Origin of the sequence: Mycobacterium sp. OAE908 (assembly GCF_017872775.1) — a bacterium.
In the GTDB taxonomy this organism is placed as follows: Bacteria; Actinomycetota; Actinomycetes; order Mycobacteriales; family Mycobacteriaceae; genus Mycobacterium.
The window spans coordinates 2,438,646-2,455,054 of sequence record NZ_JAGGJL010000001.1 but is presented as its reverse complement, the minus strand read 5'-3'; the positions used below and the strand labels follow the sequence as shown (position 1 = coordinate 2,455,054).

Annotated in this window: 14 protein-coding genes; 5 read left to right on the top strand and 9 right to left on the bottom strand. The window is 67.0% G+C overall.

Annotation, left to right across the window (positions count from 1 at the left end; genetic code table 11):
- The first annotated feature begins 162 nt into the window (after positions 1 to 162).
- Complete coding sequence (locus J3E61_RS11965) at positions 163 to 2,901, top strand: M4 family metallopeptidase (protein ID WP_210083687.1); 2,739 nt, start codon at positions 163 to 165, stop codon at positions 2,899 to 2,901.
- Here the strand turns inward: J3E61_RS11965 and J3E61_RS11960 are convergent.
- Complete coding sequence (locus J3E61_RS11960) at positions 2,894 to 3,907, bottom strand: alcohol dehydrogenase catalytic domain-containing protein (protein WP_192725678.1); 1,014 nt, start codon at positions 3,905 to 3,907, stop codon at positions 2,894 to 2,896. The two genes, J3E61_RS11965 and J3E61_RS11960, sit on opposite strands and share 8 nt — an antisense overlap.
- 59 nt (positions 3,908 to 3,966) lie before the next feature.
- Here J3E61_RS11960 and J3E61_RS11955 point away from each other — a divergent pair, with 59 nt between their 5' ends.
- On the top strand, positions 3,967 to 4,662 hold the full coding sequence (locus tag J3E61_RS11955) for a VTT domain-containing protein (RefSeq protein ID WP_210085522.1): 696 nt from the start codon (positions 3,967 to 3,969) through the stop codon (positions 4,660 to 4,662).
- Here J3E61_RS11955 and nhaA read toward each other — a convergent pair.
- The 7 genes from nhaA to clpB form a co-directional block, all read right to left on the bottom strand.
- On the bottom strand, positions 4,659 to 6,464 hold the full coding sequence (gene nhaA, locus J3E61_RS11950; RefSeq protein WP_210085521.1) for a Na+/H+ antiporter NhaA: 1,806 nt from the start codon (positions 6,462 to 6,464) through the stop codon (positions 4,659 to 4,661). The two genes, J3E61_RS11955 and nhaA, sit on opposite strands and share 4 nt — an antisense overlap.
- Before the next feature lie 29 nt (positions 6,465 to 6,493).
- Positions 6,494 to 7,600: a fructose-bisphosphate aldolase gene (locus J3E61_RS11945; protein WP_210083686.1), complete on the bottom strand. Its 1,107-nt coding sequence runs from the start codon at positions 7,598 to 7,600 to the stop codon at positions 6,494 to 6,496.
- Between the two features lie 15 nt (positions 7,601 to 7,615).
- Entirely contained in the window at positions 7,616 to 8,257 is a 642-nt protein-coding gene (locus J3E61_RS11940) for an RNA methyltransferase (RefSeq protein ID WP_210083685.1), read from the bottom strand.
- Positions 8,254 to 9,147, bottom strand: a complete 894-nt coding sequence (locus J3E61_RS11935; RefSeq protein ID WP_210083684.1) for a hypothetical protein — start codon at positions 9,145 to 9,147, stop codon at positions 8,254 to 8,256. Before J3E61_RS11935 ends, J3E61_RS11940 begins: the two co-directional genes overlap by 4 nt.
- A gap of 11 nt (positions 9,148 to 9,158) precedes the next feature.
- Positions 9,159 to 9,935, bottom strand: coding sequence for an SDR family NAD(P)-dependent oxidoreductase (locus J3E61_RS11930; RefSeq protein ID WP_192725683.1), 777 nt, complete (start codon positions 9,933 to 9,935; stop codon positions 9,159 to 9,161).
- Positions 9,936 to 9,949: 14 nt separating this feature from the next.
- Positions 9,950 to 10,792, bottom strand: coding sequence for a hypothetical protein (locus J3E61_RS11925; protein WP_192725684.1), 843 nt, complete (start codon positions 10,790 to 10,792; stop codon positions 9,950 to 9,952).
- A gap of 125 nt (positions 10,793 to 10,917) precedes the next feature.
- Positions 10,918 to 13,488, bottom strand: a complete 2,571-nt coding sequence (gene clpB / locus J3E61_RS11920) for an ATP-dependent chaperone ClpB (RefSeq protein WP_210083683.1) — start codon at positions 13,486 to 13,488, stop codon at positions 10,918 to 10,920.
- Positions 13,489 to 13,602: 114 nt separating this feature from the next.
- Here clpB and J3E61_RS11915 point away from each other — a divergent pair, with 114 nt between their 5' ends.
- Both J3E61_RS11915 and J3E61_RS11910 read left to right on the top strand, forming a co-directional pair.
- Positions 13,603 to 14,013: a transcriptional regulator gene (locus J3E61_RS11915; RefSeq protein WP_192725686.1), complete on the top strand. Its 411-nt coding sequence runs from the start codon at positions 13,603 to 13,605 to the stop codon at positions 14,011 to 14,013.
- Positions 14,013 to 14,660 (top strand): GAP family protein, encoded by a 648-nt coding sequence (locus J3E61_RS11910; protein WP_210083682.1) that lies wholly within the window; start codon positions 14,013 to 14,015, stop codon positions 14,658 to 14,660. The genes J3E61_RS11915 and J3E61_RS11910 overlap by 1 nt, the downstream gene beginning before the upstream one ends.
- Here the strand turns inward: J3E61_RS11910 and J3E61_RS11905 are convergent.
- Positions 14,655 to 15,287 (bottom strand): TetR family transcriptional regulator, encoded by a 633-nt coding sequence (locus tag J3E61_RS11905; RefSeq protein ID WP_210083681.1) that lies wholly within the window; start codon positions 15,285 to 15,287, stop codon positions 14,655 to 14,657. The genes J3E61_RS11910 and J3E61_RS11905 overlap by 6 nt on opposite strands.
- A 99-nt stretch (positions 15,288 to 15,386) precedes the next feature.
- Between J3E61_RS11905 and J3E61_RS11900 the strand changes: the two genes are divergently transcribed.
- Positions 15,387 to 16,406 (top strand): ABC transporter permease, encoded by a 1,020-nt coding sequence (locus J3E61_RS11900; RefSeq protein WP_210083680.1) that lies wholly within the window; start codon positions 15,387 to 15,389, stop codon positions 16,404 to 16,406.
- Positions 16,407 to 16,409: the final 3 nt, after the last annotated feature.

Here is a 16,409-nt window from a genome sequence, read left to right as displayed (position 1 = left end):
TCCTCTCGGCTGATCCGGGTCTGTGCACGGAGTATCTCAGGTAGTTCGCCTACTCGGGAGTTCGGCGTCCAGCGGCTGGCGCCCACTGTTTGCCGAGCGCGGGCGAGCAAACCGCGGAAAAGAAGAATTGACGGCGAGAAAAATATTATCCTTGGCGTCATTATGGAGTCGCCTGGGGGGTTTGCGCGCTACGTCGGGCGGGTCGGAGCGTTGGCGGTCGCGCTGGGTATCGGCGCGGCAGTAGCGACGTCACCCGGCGTTGCGGTGGCCGAACCCGATACCACCGGGTCGACGCAGAGCAGTACCACCTCGGAATCGACTGACAGTCAACAGGATTCGGCAGCGGCGAATACGCCGGCCCCGACTCCGGCGTCGGGCTCGGATGCCTCGGATACCGTCAAGTCGTACGCGACCGTGGCCTCAGGTCCCCGCGATGGGACGGTGCAGGCAAGCGGGGGCGCCAACACCACCGTGGCGTCTGACGCCACGGTCAGCACGGCGGATGCCGGGACCCAGGCGAAGACGTCGACCGAAACCGCGAAGACCGCAAAGCGCAGCGGGTCAACCGACGCCGAAGCCGCGCAGACCACCCGCCCCACCTCGACCGTGTCCGCCGACACGGTGACCTCTATCTCGACCGCAGCCCCCGCGGCGAACAGCACCCAAACGGCCTCGACCAGCGCGCAACTCACCGCGCCCGCGCCACGGTTCGTCACGACCACGGCGTTGATCAGCCCGGTGTCGGGGTCCGCCACGGCCGTCTTGGCGCCGACCGACCCGATCACCGCGGCCGCGCACCGGGTGGTGTCCCTTGCCGCAGGCCTGGCCTCACTGGTTGGGTTGGCGCCGACACTAACGGACCAACCGCTGGCCCCCGCGGAGCCACCGACGCTGTGGGTGATGTTGGCGTGGGTGCGGCGCCAGTTCGAACAGACCCTCTTCAACAGGTCCCCGCAGGTCGGGTTCGGACCCGTCACCACCAGCCAGTCCGAGACCGGGGTCGTGACGGGCGTGATCTCCACCGCCGACGCCGAGCAGGACCCGCTCACGATGCGCGTGGTCACGGGACCGGCGAACGGCACCGTGACGGTGGATCCGCACACCGGCCGTTTCGTCTACACCCCCGATGAGGAGCTGGGCGCATCCGGCGGCGTCGACACGTTCACCGTCGCCGTCAGCGAACTCAACGCTCACGCGCACTGGCATGCCGACGGTGTCGGCACCACGACGGCGACGGTCCTGGTGTCCGTGCTGCCCGCCGGTGCCACGGAAGCCAACGACGAGGTCCTGGACGCCGCCGAGCTGGTCCGGCTGGTCGCCGACGGCAAGGCGAGCCTGAACGCGAACAACGACGGCACAGTGCGGGCCATCGACGGCACGTTCACCCACACCATCGTCGGAGACAACGCGGGCGCCGCGCTGGCGATGAACTACGTCGCCGGGCTGCTGGGTGCGCCCGCCGGATTCGCCTCCGAAACGAACATCACCAGCCAGGCCTTGCAGCTTGGCGACGCAGGCGCACCGACGGAAGTGATCTACCGCCTGCAGCCGACCGTCGACGGGGTGCCAACCCTGGCCAGCCAGGTGGTGCTGGTCACCGACGGAAGCGGCACGGTCACAGGCGTTTTCAGCAGTTACCGCAAGGGCATCACCGACGTCGACACCACGTCGACCGTCGACGACGACACGGTGGCGATGGCGGCGGCCCGCGCTGCGCTGGCCGACAGCCTGGCCGCCCAGGGGGACGATTCCACCGAGGTGGCCGCCATCCTCGCCGAGGTGGCAATGCAAAGTGAGCGCGTCATCTACGACGTCGACCCCGCTGTGGCGCCCAGCCTGGCGCACCGAATCACGGTGTACACCACCGTGATTCCGACAGATGCCGACGCCACGATGCCAGTCATCAGCACGACGTACTACGTCTATGCCAACGGCGAGAACGCGGGCGATGTGTTCGCGGCGAACTCCAATCTGGCGGACGCATCGACGGCATGGGTGACGACCACCAAGACCGCTACCGACCTGAAGAGCAAGAGCCGCACCATCACCGTCCAGTACCAGCAGAGCAGTAACAGCTATCGCTTCAACGATGTCACGCGCAGCGTCAGCACGTACGCCGCGTCGTCGACGTCGAGTGCTCCTGGCACCTTGGTCACCAAGGCGTGGTGGGCGGGCTGGAACAAATCGGCGGTGTCGGCCCACGCGAACACCGAAGTGGTTTACGACTATTATCGAAACAATCTGGGACGCATGGCATTCGACGGCCTCGGTTCGGCGCTGCGCGTCAGCACGCTGCCCAACACCTACAACAACGCCTATTGGGACCCGAGTCTGAAGATCCTGGTGTTCGGCCACGACTTCGAGGCGGCGCTCGACGTGGTCGGCCACGAATACACCCACGGTGTCGTGCAATACGCCGTCGCAAACGGCAATGGGCTGATCTATCAAGGAGAGTCGGGGGCGCTCAACGAGTCCTATGCCGACATCATCGGCAGCCTGATCGAAAACAAGACGGGCACCGGCAGGTGGCTGATCGCAGAGGACTACGGCTGCGGTAAATGGTCCGGCTGCGCCATCCGCGACATGTCCAATCCCGCCAAGTACGGCCAGCCGACCAACTACGCCAACCGCTACACCGGGACCGCCGACTACGGCGGCGTCCACACCAACAGCGGCATCTTCAATTTCGCGGCCTACAAGATGATGACAGACAGCCGCACGAGCAGCGTTTCCAGCGCGACGTGGGCCGCGGTCTTCTACGGCTCGCTCTACAAGCTGCCGACCAACGCGACGTTCGCCGACGGGCGATCCGCTGTGCTGAACACAGCGAAAGACCTCGGCTTCACGACGACCCAGCAGCAGGCGATCACCGACGCCTTCAACGCGGTCGGGGTCACATAGTCAGGACCATGCGGTAGCGCGCACGTCCCTCCTCCATCGCCGCGTACGCCTCGGCGGCCTCGACCAGCGGTCGCTCCTCGATCCACGCACGCACGCCAGACAGCACGGCGAAGTGCATCGTCTCCTCGACGTCGCGCGAGGTGCCCGACGGATGCCCCTGTACCGAAAGGCCGGGGGTGATCAGTTGGATGGGCGCGATGGGCAACGGGTCGGCGGTCACGCCGACGATGACGAGCTCACCCTCGGCCGCCAACCCGCCGACGGTGTCGGCCATCGCCTGGGAATTGGCCGCCGTGGCGAGGACAACCGATGCGCCGCCAAGCGCCTGCAGTGCCGCGGCGACATCTTCGGCCCGGGAATCGATGTAATGGTGGGCGCCCAGTTCGCGGGCGTTGGCCTCCTTGTCCGCGCCGCGGGCGATCGCGATGGTCTCGAAGCCCATCGCCCGCGCCCACTGCACGCCGAGGTGGCCGAGCCCGCCGATGCCGAGCACAGCGACCCGGTCCCCTGCCACGGCCCTGGTCCGCCGCAGCGCGTTGTACGTCGTCACACCCGCGCAGCCCATCGGCGCCGCCTCGCTGAACGACAGCTCGTCCGGGATGCGCGCAAGCGCGGTGGCAGGTGCTGTCACCGACTCCGCGTAGCCGCCCGGGTAATGCCAGCTCGGCACCTCGCCGTTCACACACTGCATGAACTTGCCCTGGCGGCAGGGAATGCAGCGGTTGCAGTTGCCACCGAACCAGCCGACCGCAACCCGGTCACCGACGGCGAATCCCTCGACACCCTCGCCCAACTCCGCGATCGTCCCCGCGATCTCGTGTCCCGGGGTCAGCGGCCAGGTCATGTTCGGAAAGCCGCCTACGACGAAGCCGTGGTCGGTTCCGCAGACACCGCAGGCGGCGACGGTGATGCGGACGCGGCCAGGGCCAGGTGGCGAGGTCTCGACGTCGACGAGGGTCAATGGCGCATTGGCTGACGCAACATGTACGGCTTTGTGGGAGGTCATAGCCGACCCTAACGCCGGCACAGCAGCCCTTCAGGGCACCGCCGGTATCTTGGGTGGCCATGGACACCACCCCGGCCCTAACGGCGGCCGCAACTCAGCTGGCGCTGATGCCGGACTTCCTGGACCCGATCAAGCTCATCGGCTACTTCGGGGCGTGGGCCCTGGTCGGGCTGCTGGTGGTGGTGTTCATCGAGTCGGGGATTCTGTTCCCGGTGCTGCCCGGCGACACGCTGCTGTTCGTGGCGGGCATGCTCGCCGCGGGAACGGCCGCCGCCGGCCAGGCCGACTTCCAACTCTGGCAGTTGCTCGTGTTCATCCCGATCGCCGCGATTCTCGGCGGTCAGGTCGGGTACTTCATCGGCCGGTACGTGGGCACCGCAATGTTCAAGCCCAACGCGCGCGTGCTCAAGCAGCGCTACCTCGACGAGGCCCACACGTTCTTCGAGGAGCGCGGGCCGTTCGCCATCGTGCTCGCCCGCTTCGTGCCGATCGTGCGGACCCTCGCGCCGATCACGGCGGGCGCCGCGCGCATGAGCTACGGCACCTTCACGCTCTTCAACGTGATCGGCGCCGTGGTCTGGGGGCTCGGCCTCACGCTGCTCGGCTACGGCCTCGGCCAGTTCGAGATCATTCAGAAACTGCTCGAACCGATCTTCATCCTCATTGCGCTCGCGTCGATCACGCCGATGTTGATCGAGTGGTACAAGCGGCGCCGGGCGAAGAAGACGACTGGCGAGCCTGCCGCCGAAAGCTAGCTCTCCAACGCGCGGATCAGGCTCGCCGAATCCCACGGGCCCTTGTGCCGCTTGCCGTTGACGAAGAAGGTCGGCGTCGAGTTGAGGTCCATCAACTCCGCGTCCTGCGCGTCGTCCTGCACCCGGTGCAACACCTTGGTCGGATGCACACGGACGTCCTGATCGAACCGTTCGAGGTCGAGGCCTATTTCGTTGGCGTAGCGGTAGATGTCCGACCATTCCAGATCGTCCTGATGCGCGAACAGCATCTTGCCCATCTCGAAGTACTTGCCCTGCAGGCCCGCCGCCTCCGCCGCCCTGGCCGCGTCGAACGCACGAGGATGCACGCGTTCGAGCGGCAGGTGGCGCCACACATAGCGCAGGCGCTTGCCGAAATGCTCGGCCACCTCGTCGATTGCGCCCGTGGCCCGGCTGCAGAACGGGCACTCGTAGTCGCCGTACTCAACGAGTGTCAGCGGGGCGTGCGGATCACCGCGGATGTGATCGCGATCGGGGTCGACCGGCCGAATCAGCTTGAGGCCCACCGGTTCCGGCGGACTCAGCCAGTCAGTGACCCGGAAGATGGCCCACCCGGCCAGGAACGCGATTGCGGAGGCAAGCAGGACGCCGACGCGCGCCTGATCCTGCCGCGCGGGTTCGGCGATCGCGATGTCGACGATGAAAAGCGAAATGGTGAAACCGATTCCGGACAACGCCGCACCACCCGCTGCCCGGCGAAGCGTGCCTCCTGGTGCCAGCCGTCCGAGGCCGGTGCGTTGCATGAACCACGTCGCGCCGGTGATACCGACGAACTTTCCGATCACCAGGCCCGCGATGATGCCCCACGTCAGCGTCGAACCCAGCGCGCCCGTGACGCTGTCGGCGTCGAGTCGCACCCCCGCGTTGGCCAACGCGAACAGCGGCAACACGACGAACGAGACATAGGGCCCGACCGCGGTTTGCAGCCGTTCGTTGATCGAAATCGACTCGCGCAGACCGCGGGTGGCAGCGCGGGCGTACTGCGAGTTGGGCGACTGCCGAAAGGCCCGGATGATGTCGACGGTCTGCTCGACCTGCCTGCGGTCGGGCGTGAATACCGGAATGAGCAGCGCGACCGCGACCCCGGCCAGCGTCGGGTGTATGCCTGCTGCGAAAAGCGCTATCCACAGCGCGAATCCGAGCAGCGCGTAGGCCGGACCGCGCACAGCGGGCAGAAACCGGACCAACGCGACCGCGGCGAGCAACGCGACCGAGACGATCAGTGCACCGACGTCGATGTGATCGGAGTAGAACAATGCGATCACGCACAGCGCGCCGATGTCGTCGACAACGGCCAGCGTCAGCAGGAAGATCCGCAGCCGGGCAGGGTATTTGGGCTTGATGATGGCCAGCGCGCCGATGAGGAACGCGGTGTCGGTGGAGATCACCACTCCCCACGCCTGCGCGTTCTCTCCCGACGGGTTGAACAGCAGGAAGATGATCGCGGGCACCGTGAGGCCCGCGATCGCCGCGACCACGGGCACTGCCGCCCGCGCCCGGTCGGTGAGCTCACCGATGGTGAATTCACTGGTGACTTCGAGGCCGACGATGAAGAAGAAGAATGCCATCAGGCCGTCGTTGACGAGATGCTTGACGGTCAGTTCGTAGCTGTGCTCGCCGAAGCTGAAGCCGACGTGAGTGTCCAACAACGTCCAATAGGTACGCGCCCAAGGGGAATTGGCCCACAGAATTGCCGCGAGGGTGGCGGCGAGCAGGAGCGCAGCTGCGGCGTTCTCCTTCGTGCCTGGCGCCTTGGGATCGCGGTTGAACCGGCCAGGCAGCATCCGGACTATCCGCGGAACGGCCGGGGTGGTCACTCGTCTGCGGTGACCGCGTGGGCGGCTTCCATCAGCATCCAGCCCGACAACTGGACGGACAGGTCTCGCTCGGGAATCGCGGAGGCGTTCACGGCCCCCTCGACGAACTCTGCCGATTTCCCACCGGCCCTTGGCAATTCGGCGGTCCGATCCCAGAACGCCGCGAACAGCGGCAGGCCGTCGACGTTTTGGCGATTGTCCCACGCCGCTTGTGCGGAGCTGAGCACCAGTGTGCGGGCGATGTCGCGGGACTCGGTGTCTTCGGGTGAGTCGCCGGGCAGCGTGGTGACTGTCAACGCCAGATAGCGGGCCAGGATGCCGTTGAACAGACCGCCGTCGCCGCCGCCGGCACCCTTGATGATCCCGTCGGTGGTCATGTTGTCGCGCACGGCCTTGACGAGCCGGTGGACCCGCGCAGCGTGCTGCGGGTCTTTGGTGCGCGCCGCCAACTCGACGTCCAGTCCGATCACCACACCCTGGCAGTACGTGTACTGGGCGCGCACCAGTGAGCCGGCCTTGATGCCATCGAACACCAGGTGGGTCTCGGGATCGATGAGGGTTTCGTCGATCCAGTCCGACATCTGTTGCGCACGCCGCAGCCGGTCGTCGTACCGGGCCAGGAAGATTCCGGCGGGTCCATTGGCGGGGGCGTTGAAGAACTGATCCTGCTTGCGCCACGGGATGCCGCCGCCGTCCTCAGGCACCCACGCGTTGAGGAATTGCTCGGACAGTTTCTTCAGCGCATTCGGACGTTCGACTCCCGCGAGCCGCCCTGCCCGTTCCAGCGCGAGCGCCAGCCACGCCATGTCGTCGTAGTAGTTGTTGATCCAGGAGAAGTTGTTGCGCAACCGATGTGACCGGATCTGCCTGGTTATCTTCGTGATTCGCTCGGGTTGCGGGTCGCGCAGCTGCGCGTCGACCAGGCAGTCCAGTAGATGCGCCTGCCACCAGTAGTGCCATGTGCGGAATTCGGCGTCGTGCCGCGTCGGCGGCCACGACACCACACCGAGTTGGGTCCCAGGCAATTTCCACAGTCGCTTCAGATGGCGCTTGGCAATCGCGGCCTCCGCGCTCGCGGCGCGGTTGGCCCATACCTGATCCATGCTGTCGATCCTGCCCTACCAGGCCGCCGAAATGTCCCCATGTTGAGTGATCCAGGTGTGCATGGCGATGCCCGCAGCAACTCCGGCGTTGATGCTGCGGGTCGAGCCGAACTGCGCGATCGACACCGTGACCGCTGCGCCCGCCCTCGCCTCTTCGGTGATGCCGGGGCCCTCCTGGCCGAAGATCAGCAGGCATTCCCGCGGCAACGCGGTGTGTTCGATGCGTGCCGCGCCGGGCACATTGTCGACGGCGACGACGGTGAGGCCGTTGTCCGCGGCGAAACTCAACAGCTCGGCGGTGGTGTCGTGGTGCGACAGGCGTTGATAGCGATCGGTGACCATGGCGCCGCGCCGGTTCCAGCGTCGCCTGCCGACAATGTGCACGGTGTCGACGGCGAACGCGTTGGCCGTGCGCACCACGGCGCCGATGTTCGCGTCGTTGCCGAAGTTCTCGATCGCGATGTGCAGCGGGTGCCTGCGCTTGTCGATGTCGGCGATGATCGCGTCGCGCGTCCAGTACCGGTATGCGTCAACGACGTTGCGCGTGTCGCCTTCGCGCAACAGCGCGGGGTCGTAACGCGGATCGTCGGGGAGCGGGCCCTGCCATGGGCCGACGCCGGGCGTCTCGCCCCATTCGGTGGGACCCGCATCCATCATTTCGTGGTCCACAGCCCGGCGTGGGTGCCGACCATCGACACGGTCGCGTACAGCAGCGCCGCGTTGATGTCGCCCTGCGTGCACAGCGAGACACGGACCTGAACGGCGTCGCGCGACGCGTCGGGCAGAACGAGCACCGAGGAGCCGTAGACGTCGCAGGCGTGGCTCAGCCCGGGGGCAGGCAGCGTCGGCGCCACCAGCACCATCATCGGACCACCGCGGCGCGCCGAATCGTCGCGGTATCGCGCTGCCAGACCGTCGATTTCGAGGCCCAGCAGCATGTAACCGTTGCCGGAGAACGCGTTTGGGTCACCGATGGCCGACGGGTCGAGCTGGTCACCGTCGGCGCGGAAGGCGTCGAGGCTCGACGTCTTCAGCACCAGCCCGGTGTCGTTCTCGTTGGTTGGCAGCAGGCCGATGGGGAACGCCGCGGGGTAGGCCGCAGCCGTGTCGGGAATGCGCTCGTGTGGCGAGTACACGTAGACACCGCGGACCTGGGACTGGTCGCGCTGCGGACCCAGGCACACCGTGCCGGTCATCCGGTCCGGATTCGGAGCCGACAATGGTTGTACCGCAAGGTTTGTCACGTCTTTACAGCCGCCGAGCGCGTTGGCCTCGACCGGATGCGCCAACGCGCCGTACAGGCCGAATCGGATGTCCTCGGGTTTGGTGTGCGGCGCATCCTTCTTCGCCGCTGAGGCGTCGACGTCGATGAGGACATTGTCGGCGTCGAACCGCAGATTCGACACCGAGATGTTCCAACCGAGCACCGAAAGCGACTGACCGATGGCCGCAGCCTGCGTGGCATAGGGCGCGGGTCTGGCGTCGTCGCCAGAGCATGCCGAGGCGACCATGACGATCGCCGCCATCATGGCGATGAGTGCGCGCATTTACGTGCGGCTCAAGTTCTGTTCCGGCCCTTGCCGACGACTTTCGTCATGGCCCGCAACAGGTTTCGCGGAATCACCCGGCCGCCGGTGGTGAGCGCCTTGTACTGCAGACCCGGCACGATGACGACCTTGCCCTTCGCGACGTCGGCCATGCATTCGCGGACCACGTCGTCGACCTCGAGCCACAGGAACGACGGCGTGCCGCTCATCTCGATGCCCGCGCGCGCATGAAACTCGGTGTGCACGAAGCCAGGACACAGCGCGTGCACCCCGACCGCCGTTTCGGTGAGGCCATTGGCCAGCCCCTCGGAGAACGCGATCACCCACGCCTTGGACGCCGAGTACGTCGAACCGCGGCCCGGCAGCAGCCCAGCGACACTGGCGACGTTGATCACGGTGCCCTCGTTGGCTGCCAGCATCGGAGGCAGCGCAGCGTGCGTCAGCTGCATCACCGCGGTGACGTTGACGTCGAGCTGGGCTTGCAGCTTCGCGTAGTCCGCGGTCCAGAATTCGCCTGAGGTACCGAATCCCGCGTTGTTGACCAGAACCCGCACCCCTGCGGCCAGCCGATCGGCCACCTTGGCGCGGTCGGCTTCCTGAGACAGGTCGGCGACGAGCACCTCGACGCCGGCGCCTGCCTCGTCATGCAGTTCGGCGGCGAGGCACTCCAGCCGCTCGGCATCGCGCGCGACCAGCACGAGGTCGTAGCCGTCGATGGCGTAGCGGCGGGCGAACCCCGCGCCGAGCCCGGACGTGGGTCCAGTGATCAGTGCGACGGGGCGAGACATGCCCTAGACATTACTTACCGCTGGTAGTGCGGAGACTGCCGACCATTACGCGAGGGTGGCGGCGGACGCCGCACACCTTCGGCGCGACCGGCCTCGGGGCGTGCGGCGTAGCGGCCCGCTTCGGGGCGCGACGGCGGGAGGACATCGGCGCGGCCCGGCGGAAGAGATTCAGCGCGTCCAGGCGCCGGCGTCAGCGGCCTGCTCGGCGAACCGCTACGGCGCGCGACGGGCTGACCCGTGGTGGTCTGCGGGATCGGTGGCAGCACCCGCAGCAGGTCGTTGAACTGGCGCACGGTGCGCAGGCCTTCGTCCCACTGCGCGCGCGTGCTGGTGACCGGCATCGACACCAGCGTCCAGTTCTGTTCGTTCCACATGATTTCCGCGCAATCGGGCGCGGTGTGGGCGAACGTCACCATCCGCCGGTCGCAGGCGCGGCGGGCCGCATCGAGGTTGGTGGAGTACACCATTCGCGGGCCGATCGCGCCGAGCAGCCAGATGTCGTTCTCGCGCGGCTCCTTGATTCCCTTCAGCCGCAGGTCGACGACGACGTTGGTGCCGACCTTGCGGTGCAGCGCGATAACTGTCGCGACGTCCTCGAGGTCGAAGATGAACACCGCCTCGCCGCGGATCTGCCCGAGCACGACGTTCTTGGCGCTGATGTCGCCGACAGTGGACATCACGCCGCGCTTCCAGCGCTTGAGGATGTCGTGCGATTCGTGCTCGTAGTCGAACCCGTGCGACTTCGCCCAGGACTTGCGGCGGCGGCCCAGGCCGCGTCGACGGTCGATGTCGACATACAGCAGCACGGCCGCACCCACGAAACAGAGTGCAGACAGCGTGAACCAGAGCGGGACCATTGCACCAAGCCTATCTGTTAGGTCCTGGTATTCCCGAACTCAACAGGATCACAACCCCATATCAGCGCCGGCTTTCGCAAAAAGCCCCGACACGCCGAAGCGTGCGGGGCCTTTGCGTATCGGTGTCAGCCCAGGACCAGTGAGTTCCCGTCCGCGCTGACGTTGACGGGCACCACGTCGCCGTCGTGCACCTCACCGGCCAGCAGCATCTTGGCGAGTTGGTCGCCGATGGCCTGCTGGATCAGCCTGCGCAGCGGACGGGCGCCGTAGATCGGGTCGAACCCGCGCTGGGCGAGCCACTGCTTGGCAGGCAGGGAAACCTCCAGCGTGAGCCGCCGCTGTGCCAGCCGCTTCTGCAGCTGCGCCAACTGGATGTCGACGATGGCCACCAGCTCACCGGGCTCGAGGCCGGCGAAGATGATCACGTCGTCGAGCCGGTTGATGAACTCGGGTTTGAATGCCGAGCGCACCGCGGCCATCACCTGCTCTTCGGTCCCGCCTGAACCCAGGTTGGACGTCAGGATCAGGATCGTGTTGCGGAAGTCGACCGTGCGGCCCTGGCCGTCGGTCAGCCTGCCCTCGTCGAGTACCTGCAACAGCACGTCGAACACGTCGGGATGGGCCTTTTCGATCTCGTCGAACAGGATCACCGTGTACGGCCGCCGTCGCACCGCTTCGGTCAGCTGACCGCCCTGGTCGTAGCCGATGTAGCCGGGAGGCGCACCGACGAGTCGGGCGACGGAGTGCTTTTCGCCGTACTCGCTCATGTCGATGCGGACCATGGCGCGTTCGTCGTCGAACAGGAACTCCGCCAGCGCCTTGGCCAGCTCGGTCTTACCGACGCCTGTCGGGCCGAGGAACATGAACGAGCCCGTCGGCCGGTTCGGATCGGCCACCCCGGCACGGCTGCGCCGCACCGCATCGGACACGGCCTGCACGGCCTTGCGCTGCCCGACGACGCGCTTGCCCAGCTCGTCTTCCATCCGCAGCAGCTTGGCGGTTTCGCCCTCGAGCATCCGGCCGGCCGGAATGCCGGTCCACGCCGACACCACGTCCGCGATGTCGTCGGGCCCGACCTCTTCCTTGAGCATGACGTCCTCGCGGGCCTCGGCGTGCGGCAGCGCCGCGTCGAGCTTCTTCTCGACCTCGGGGATGCGGCCATACCGCAGTTCCGACGCCTTGGCCAGATCGCCGTCGCGTTCTGCCCTGTCGGCCTCGCCGCGCAACGTCTCCAGCTGTTCCTTGAGCTCGCGGACCACGTCGATGGCGCTCTTCTCGTTCTGCCAGCGGGTGGTCAGCTCGGCCAGCTTCTCCTTCTGGTCGGCCAGTTCGGCGCGCAGCTTCTCGAGCCGTTCCTTCGATGCCGCGTCCTCCTCCTTGGCCAGCGCCATCTCCTCGATCTCGAGGCGACGGACCAGCCGCTCGACCTCGTCGATCTCGACGGGCCGGGAGTCGATCTCCATGCGGAGCCGGGAGGCGGCCTCGTCGACCAGGTCGATCGCCTTGTCCGGCAGGAACCGCGCGGTGATGTAGCGATCGGACAGCGTGGCCGCCGCGACCAGCGCCGAGTCGGTGATGCGCACGCCGTGGTGCACCTCGTAGCGGTCCTTGAGCCCGCGCAGGATGCCGACGGTGTCTTCCACCGACGGCTCGCCGACGAACACCTGCTGGAAGCGGCGTTCGAGCGCTGCGTCCTTTTCGATGTACTTGCGGTACTCGTCGAGCGTGGTCGCACCGACCAGGCGCAGCTCACCGCGGGCCAGCATCGGCTTGATCATGTTGCCCGCGTCCATCGCGCCCTCGCCGGTCGCTCCCGCGCCGACGATGGTGTGCAGCTCGTCGATGAACGTGATGATCTGCCCCGCGGAGTTCTTGATGTCGTCGAGCACGGCCTTGAGCCGTTCCTCGAACTCACCGCGGTACTTCGCGCCTGCGACCATCGAGCCGAGGTCCAGTGAGACGACGGACTTGTCGCGCAGGCTCTCCGGGACGTCGCCCGCGACGATGCGCTGGGCCAGGCCCTCGACGATCGCGGTCTTGCCGACGCCGGGCTCGCCGATCAGCACCGGGTTGTTCTTGGTGCGCCTCGAGAGCACCTGCACGACGCGACGAATCTCGTTGTCGCGCCCGATAACCGGGTCGAGCTTGCCTTCCCTGGCGCGCTCAGTCAGGTTCGTGGAGTACTTCTCCAACGCCTGGTAGCTGCCCTCGGGGTCGGGGCTGGTGACGCGGGCGCTGCCGCGGACCTTGACGAACGCCTCACGCAGCGCTTGCGGTGAGGCGCCGTGGCCGGTCAGCAGCTTGGCGACGTCGGATTCGCCAGCGGCGGCCGAGCCGCCCAAGCCTCCGGCCAGGCCGACCATCAAGTGCTCGGTCGAGACGTACTCGTCGTCCATCTCGGTGGCGAGATGCTGGGCCGCGGTGATCGCGGCCAGCGACTGCGGGCTCAGCTGCGGCTGCGAGGCAGCGCCGCTGGCGCTGGGCAGCCGGTCGAGGAGCCGTTGCGTCTCGGCACGGATAGTCGCGGGTTCGACGCCGACGGCCTCCAACAGCGGCGCGGCAATGCCATCGTTCTGGGTGAGCAGTGCCATCAATAAGTGGGCGGGCGTGATCTGCGGGTTGCCTGCGGCGGTGGCCGCCTGCAACGCCGCGGTCAGCGCCGCCTGGGTCTTGGTCGTCGGGTTGAACGAGTCCACGACACCTCCATTCGTCTAGAAAATGCTTCTCGCGAAGTTCAACGTCGTCAAGGTTGAGTCTGTTCCGCTCAAGTCTGACTTTTTTCGGCGTGCCGCCCCAGTGCTCCGCAAGTAATGGGTCAGGCTTGGTCGGTGCGTCGCGTAGTTCTGCCAGCGGTCGTCGCCGGCTTGGCCCTGCTCTCGCCCGCGCCTGCCCAAGCAAACACCGACGAGGACCAGGTCCGCGCGGTCCTCGACGGCATGAATGGCTCTTACAACCGGACCGACTTCACCGGGTTCGCCGCACATCTGTGTGACGACATGCGCAAGGCCGCAGGCTTCGAGTCGGGTTGGTATGCGAGTCGCAAATCCGACGGGCCCACGCAGATCACCATCAATTCGGTTCGGGTGACCGGTGTGGACGCGGTGGCCAACGTTCGCTTCCAGGCCGCCAACCGTGCGGACGCCAAGACCTTCGACGTGGAATTCCGTCGCGACGGCGCCGATTGGAAGGCCTGCCGCTACCAGGCCGGTCAATACATATAGTGCTCACCGAACTCATCCCGCTGGCGTTGGTCGTCGCACTCTCGCCGCTATCGATCATTCCCGCGGTGTTGGTGTTGCACACCCCGCGGCCGCGACCGACGGCGCTGTCCTTCTTGGCCGGCTGGCTCATCGGCCTGGCCGCGCTTACCGTGGTGTTCCTCGAGATCTCAAGTCTGCTAACCGATCTCAACAAGCCACCCGCATGGGCGTCGTGGGTGCGCGTGGTGGTCGGCGCCGCGCTGATCGTGTTCGGCGGCTACCGCTGGCTGACCCGCAAACAGGCCGCGCATACGCCGGGCTGGATGCAGAGCCTAGGCAAGCTGAACCCGCTGCGGGCAGGACTCGCCGCGGCAGCACTGACCGTCGTCAACCCCAAGGTGTTATTCATGTGCGCCGCAGCGGGTTTCGCGATCGGCACGGCGGGGCTCGGTAGCACGCACGTGTGGGCCGGCGTCGTGTGGTACGTGGTGATAGCCGGGTCGACGGTGGCGATTCCGATCCTTGCCTACGCGGTGTCCGGTGACCGGCTCGACGAGCCGCTGCGCCGCCTCAAGGACTGGATGGAACAGCAGCATGCCGCACTCGTCGCCGCCATCTTGGTCGTGATCGGTCTTCTGGTGCTGTACAAGGGAATTCACGGGTTATAGCTCGGGGAGCTTGAGCTCGGCGGCGTCGGCCGTCAAGTACCGCGTCACCGTCGGCGCGATCAGCGCCACCACCTCGTCGGCCGACAGCGTCGACAGCGGCGGCACCTCGATGATGTAGCGCAGCATGGCCGTTCCGACCAGTTGACTGGCCGCCAGCATTGCCCGCAGCTTGGCATGCTCGTCGCCGCCCAATACCCCCGACACCGACGTCAGCACGTAGTCCTGCACGAAGCCCCGGAACGCGTCGTGTGCGTCGGAGTTCGACGTCGCCGACTGCAACATCGCCCGCATGCTTGCCGCGCTGTCCGGCGTCTCCCAGATCCGCAGATATGTGCGCACCATCCGGGTGCCGATATCGGGGTCGTCGTCTCCGGTGAGTGCGGCCACCAGCGCGTCGGGGTCGAGGATCAAGCGCAGCGACTCGCGAAACAGCGCCTCCTTCGACCCGAACAGATACAGCACCATCGACGGGTCGACCTTGGCGTCCTGGGCGATGGCGCGCAGGGTGGTTCTTTCGAAACCTTCGCTGGCGAAACGCTGCTTCGCCGCCGCCAGCACCGCGTCGCGGGACACCGGTTCGCCCTGGCGCCGGCCCCTGCGCTTCGTCGTCTTCGCTGGTAGCGGCATGTCTCGACAGTAGCATTTCAATGGCTGTTGAAATTCATCCACTACAGAGCTACCCTCACACACAGCGATTAATTCAACGTCGGATGAAAAGGACTCACCATGACTGGGACACCGCTGGGCACGCCCGTACAGCACACCCACCACGCGTCACCCGTTCACGAGCCGCCGGCCGCGATTCGTGCCACCGGGATCCTCGCCGCGCTCATCGTCGCGCTGGCGATCCTCGCGATCGCGTTCGCGTTGCCTGCCGCCCGCTCCAAGCCGCACCACATCCCGATCGGTGCGGCGGGCCCTCAAGCCGCCAGCGGCCAAGTGGCCGACATGCTCGAGCAACACGCTCCCGGTGCATTCGCCATCACCTACTACCCCGGTGAGGCGGCGCTGCGCGACGCAATCCGCAATCGCGATGTGTACGGCGGCATTTCGTTCGGCCCGGACGGTCGGAGTCTGTTGATCGCCACGGGCGGCAGCCCGGTGGTCGCGCAGCTGCTGACGCAGATGGGCAACGGCATCGCGCAACAAGCGCGCGTGCCACTGCGCACCGAGGACCTCGCGCCGCCGACCGCGAATGACCCGCGCGGCGCAGGCCTGGCCGCCTCGGCGCTGCCGATCACATTGGGCGGCCTGCTACCCGCCGTCGCGCTGGTGCTGTTCCTCAAGCGTGAGGTGTGGACCCGCTTCGTCGCCGCCGTGGTGTTCGCCGCAGGGGCAGGTGTCACGATCGCGGCGCTGCTGCGGTATGTATTCGGCTCGATCAACCAGAGCATCTGGGGTGTCGCGGCCGGCCTCACGCTGGGCCTGCTGGCTGCGGGGCTGTCGATGCTGGGCCTGGGCTCGGTGTTCGGCCGCGTCGGCCTTGCCGTCGGCGCACTGTTGGCGCTGCTGTTGGGCAACCCGCTGTCGGGGCTGACCAGTGCGCCCGAAATGCTGCCGAGCGGGTGGGGCACCCTCGGCCAGTGGTTACCGCAGGGTGCGACGGCTACGTTGCTGCGGTCGACCGCCTTCTTCGACGGCGCAGGCGCGACCACCGCGATCGCGGTGCTGACCTGCTGGACCGTTGCCGGTATCGGGCTGATCGTGCTCGCCGCCGTTCGCCAGCGCTCCTCGGAGCGCGCCTAAACT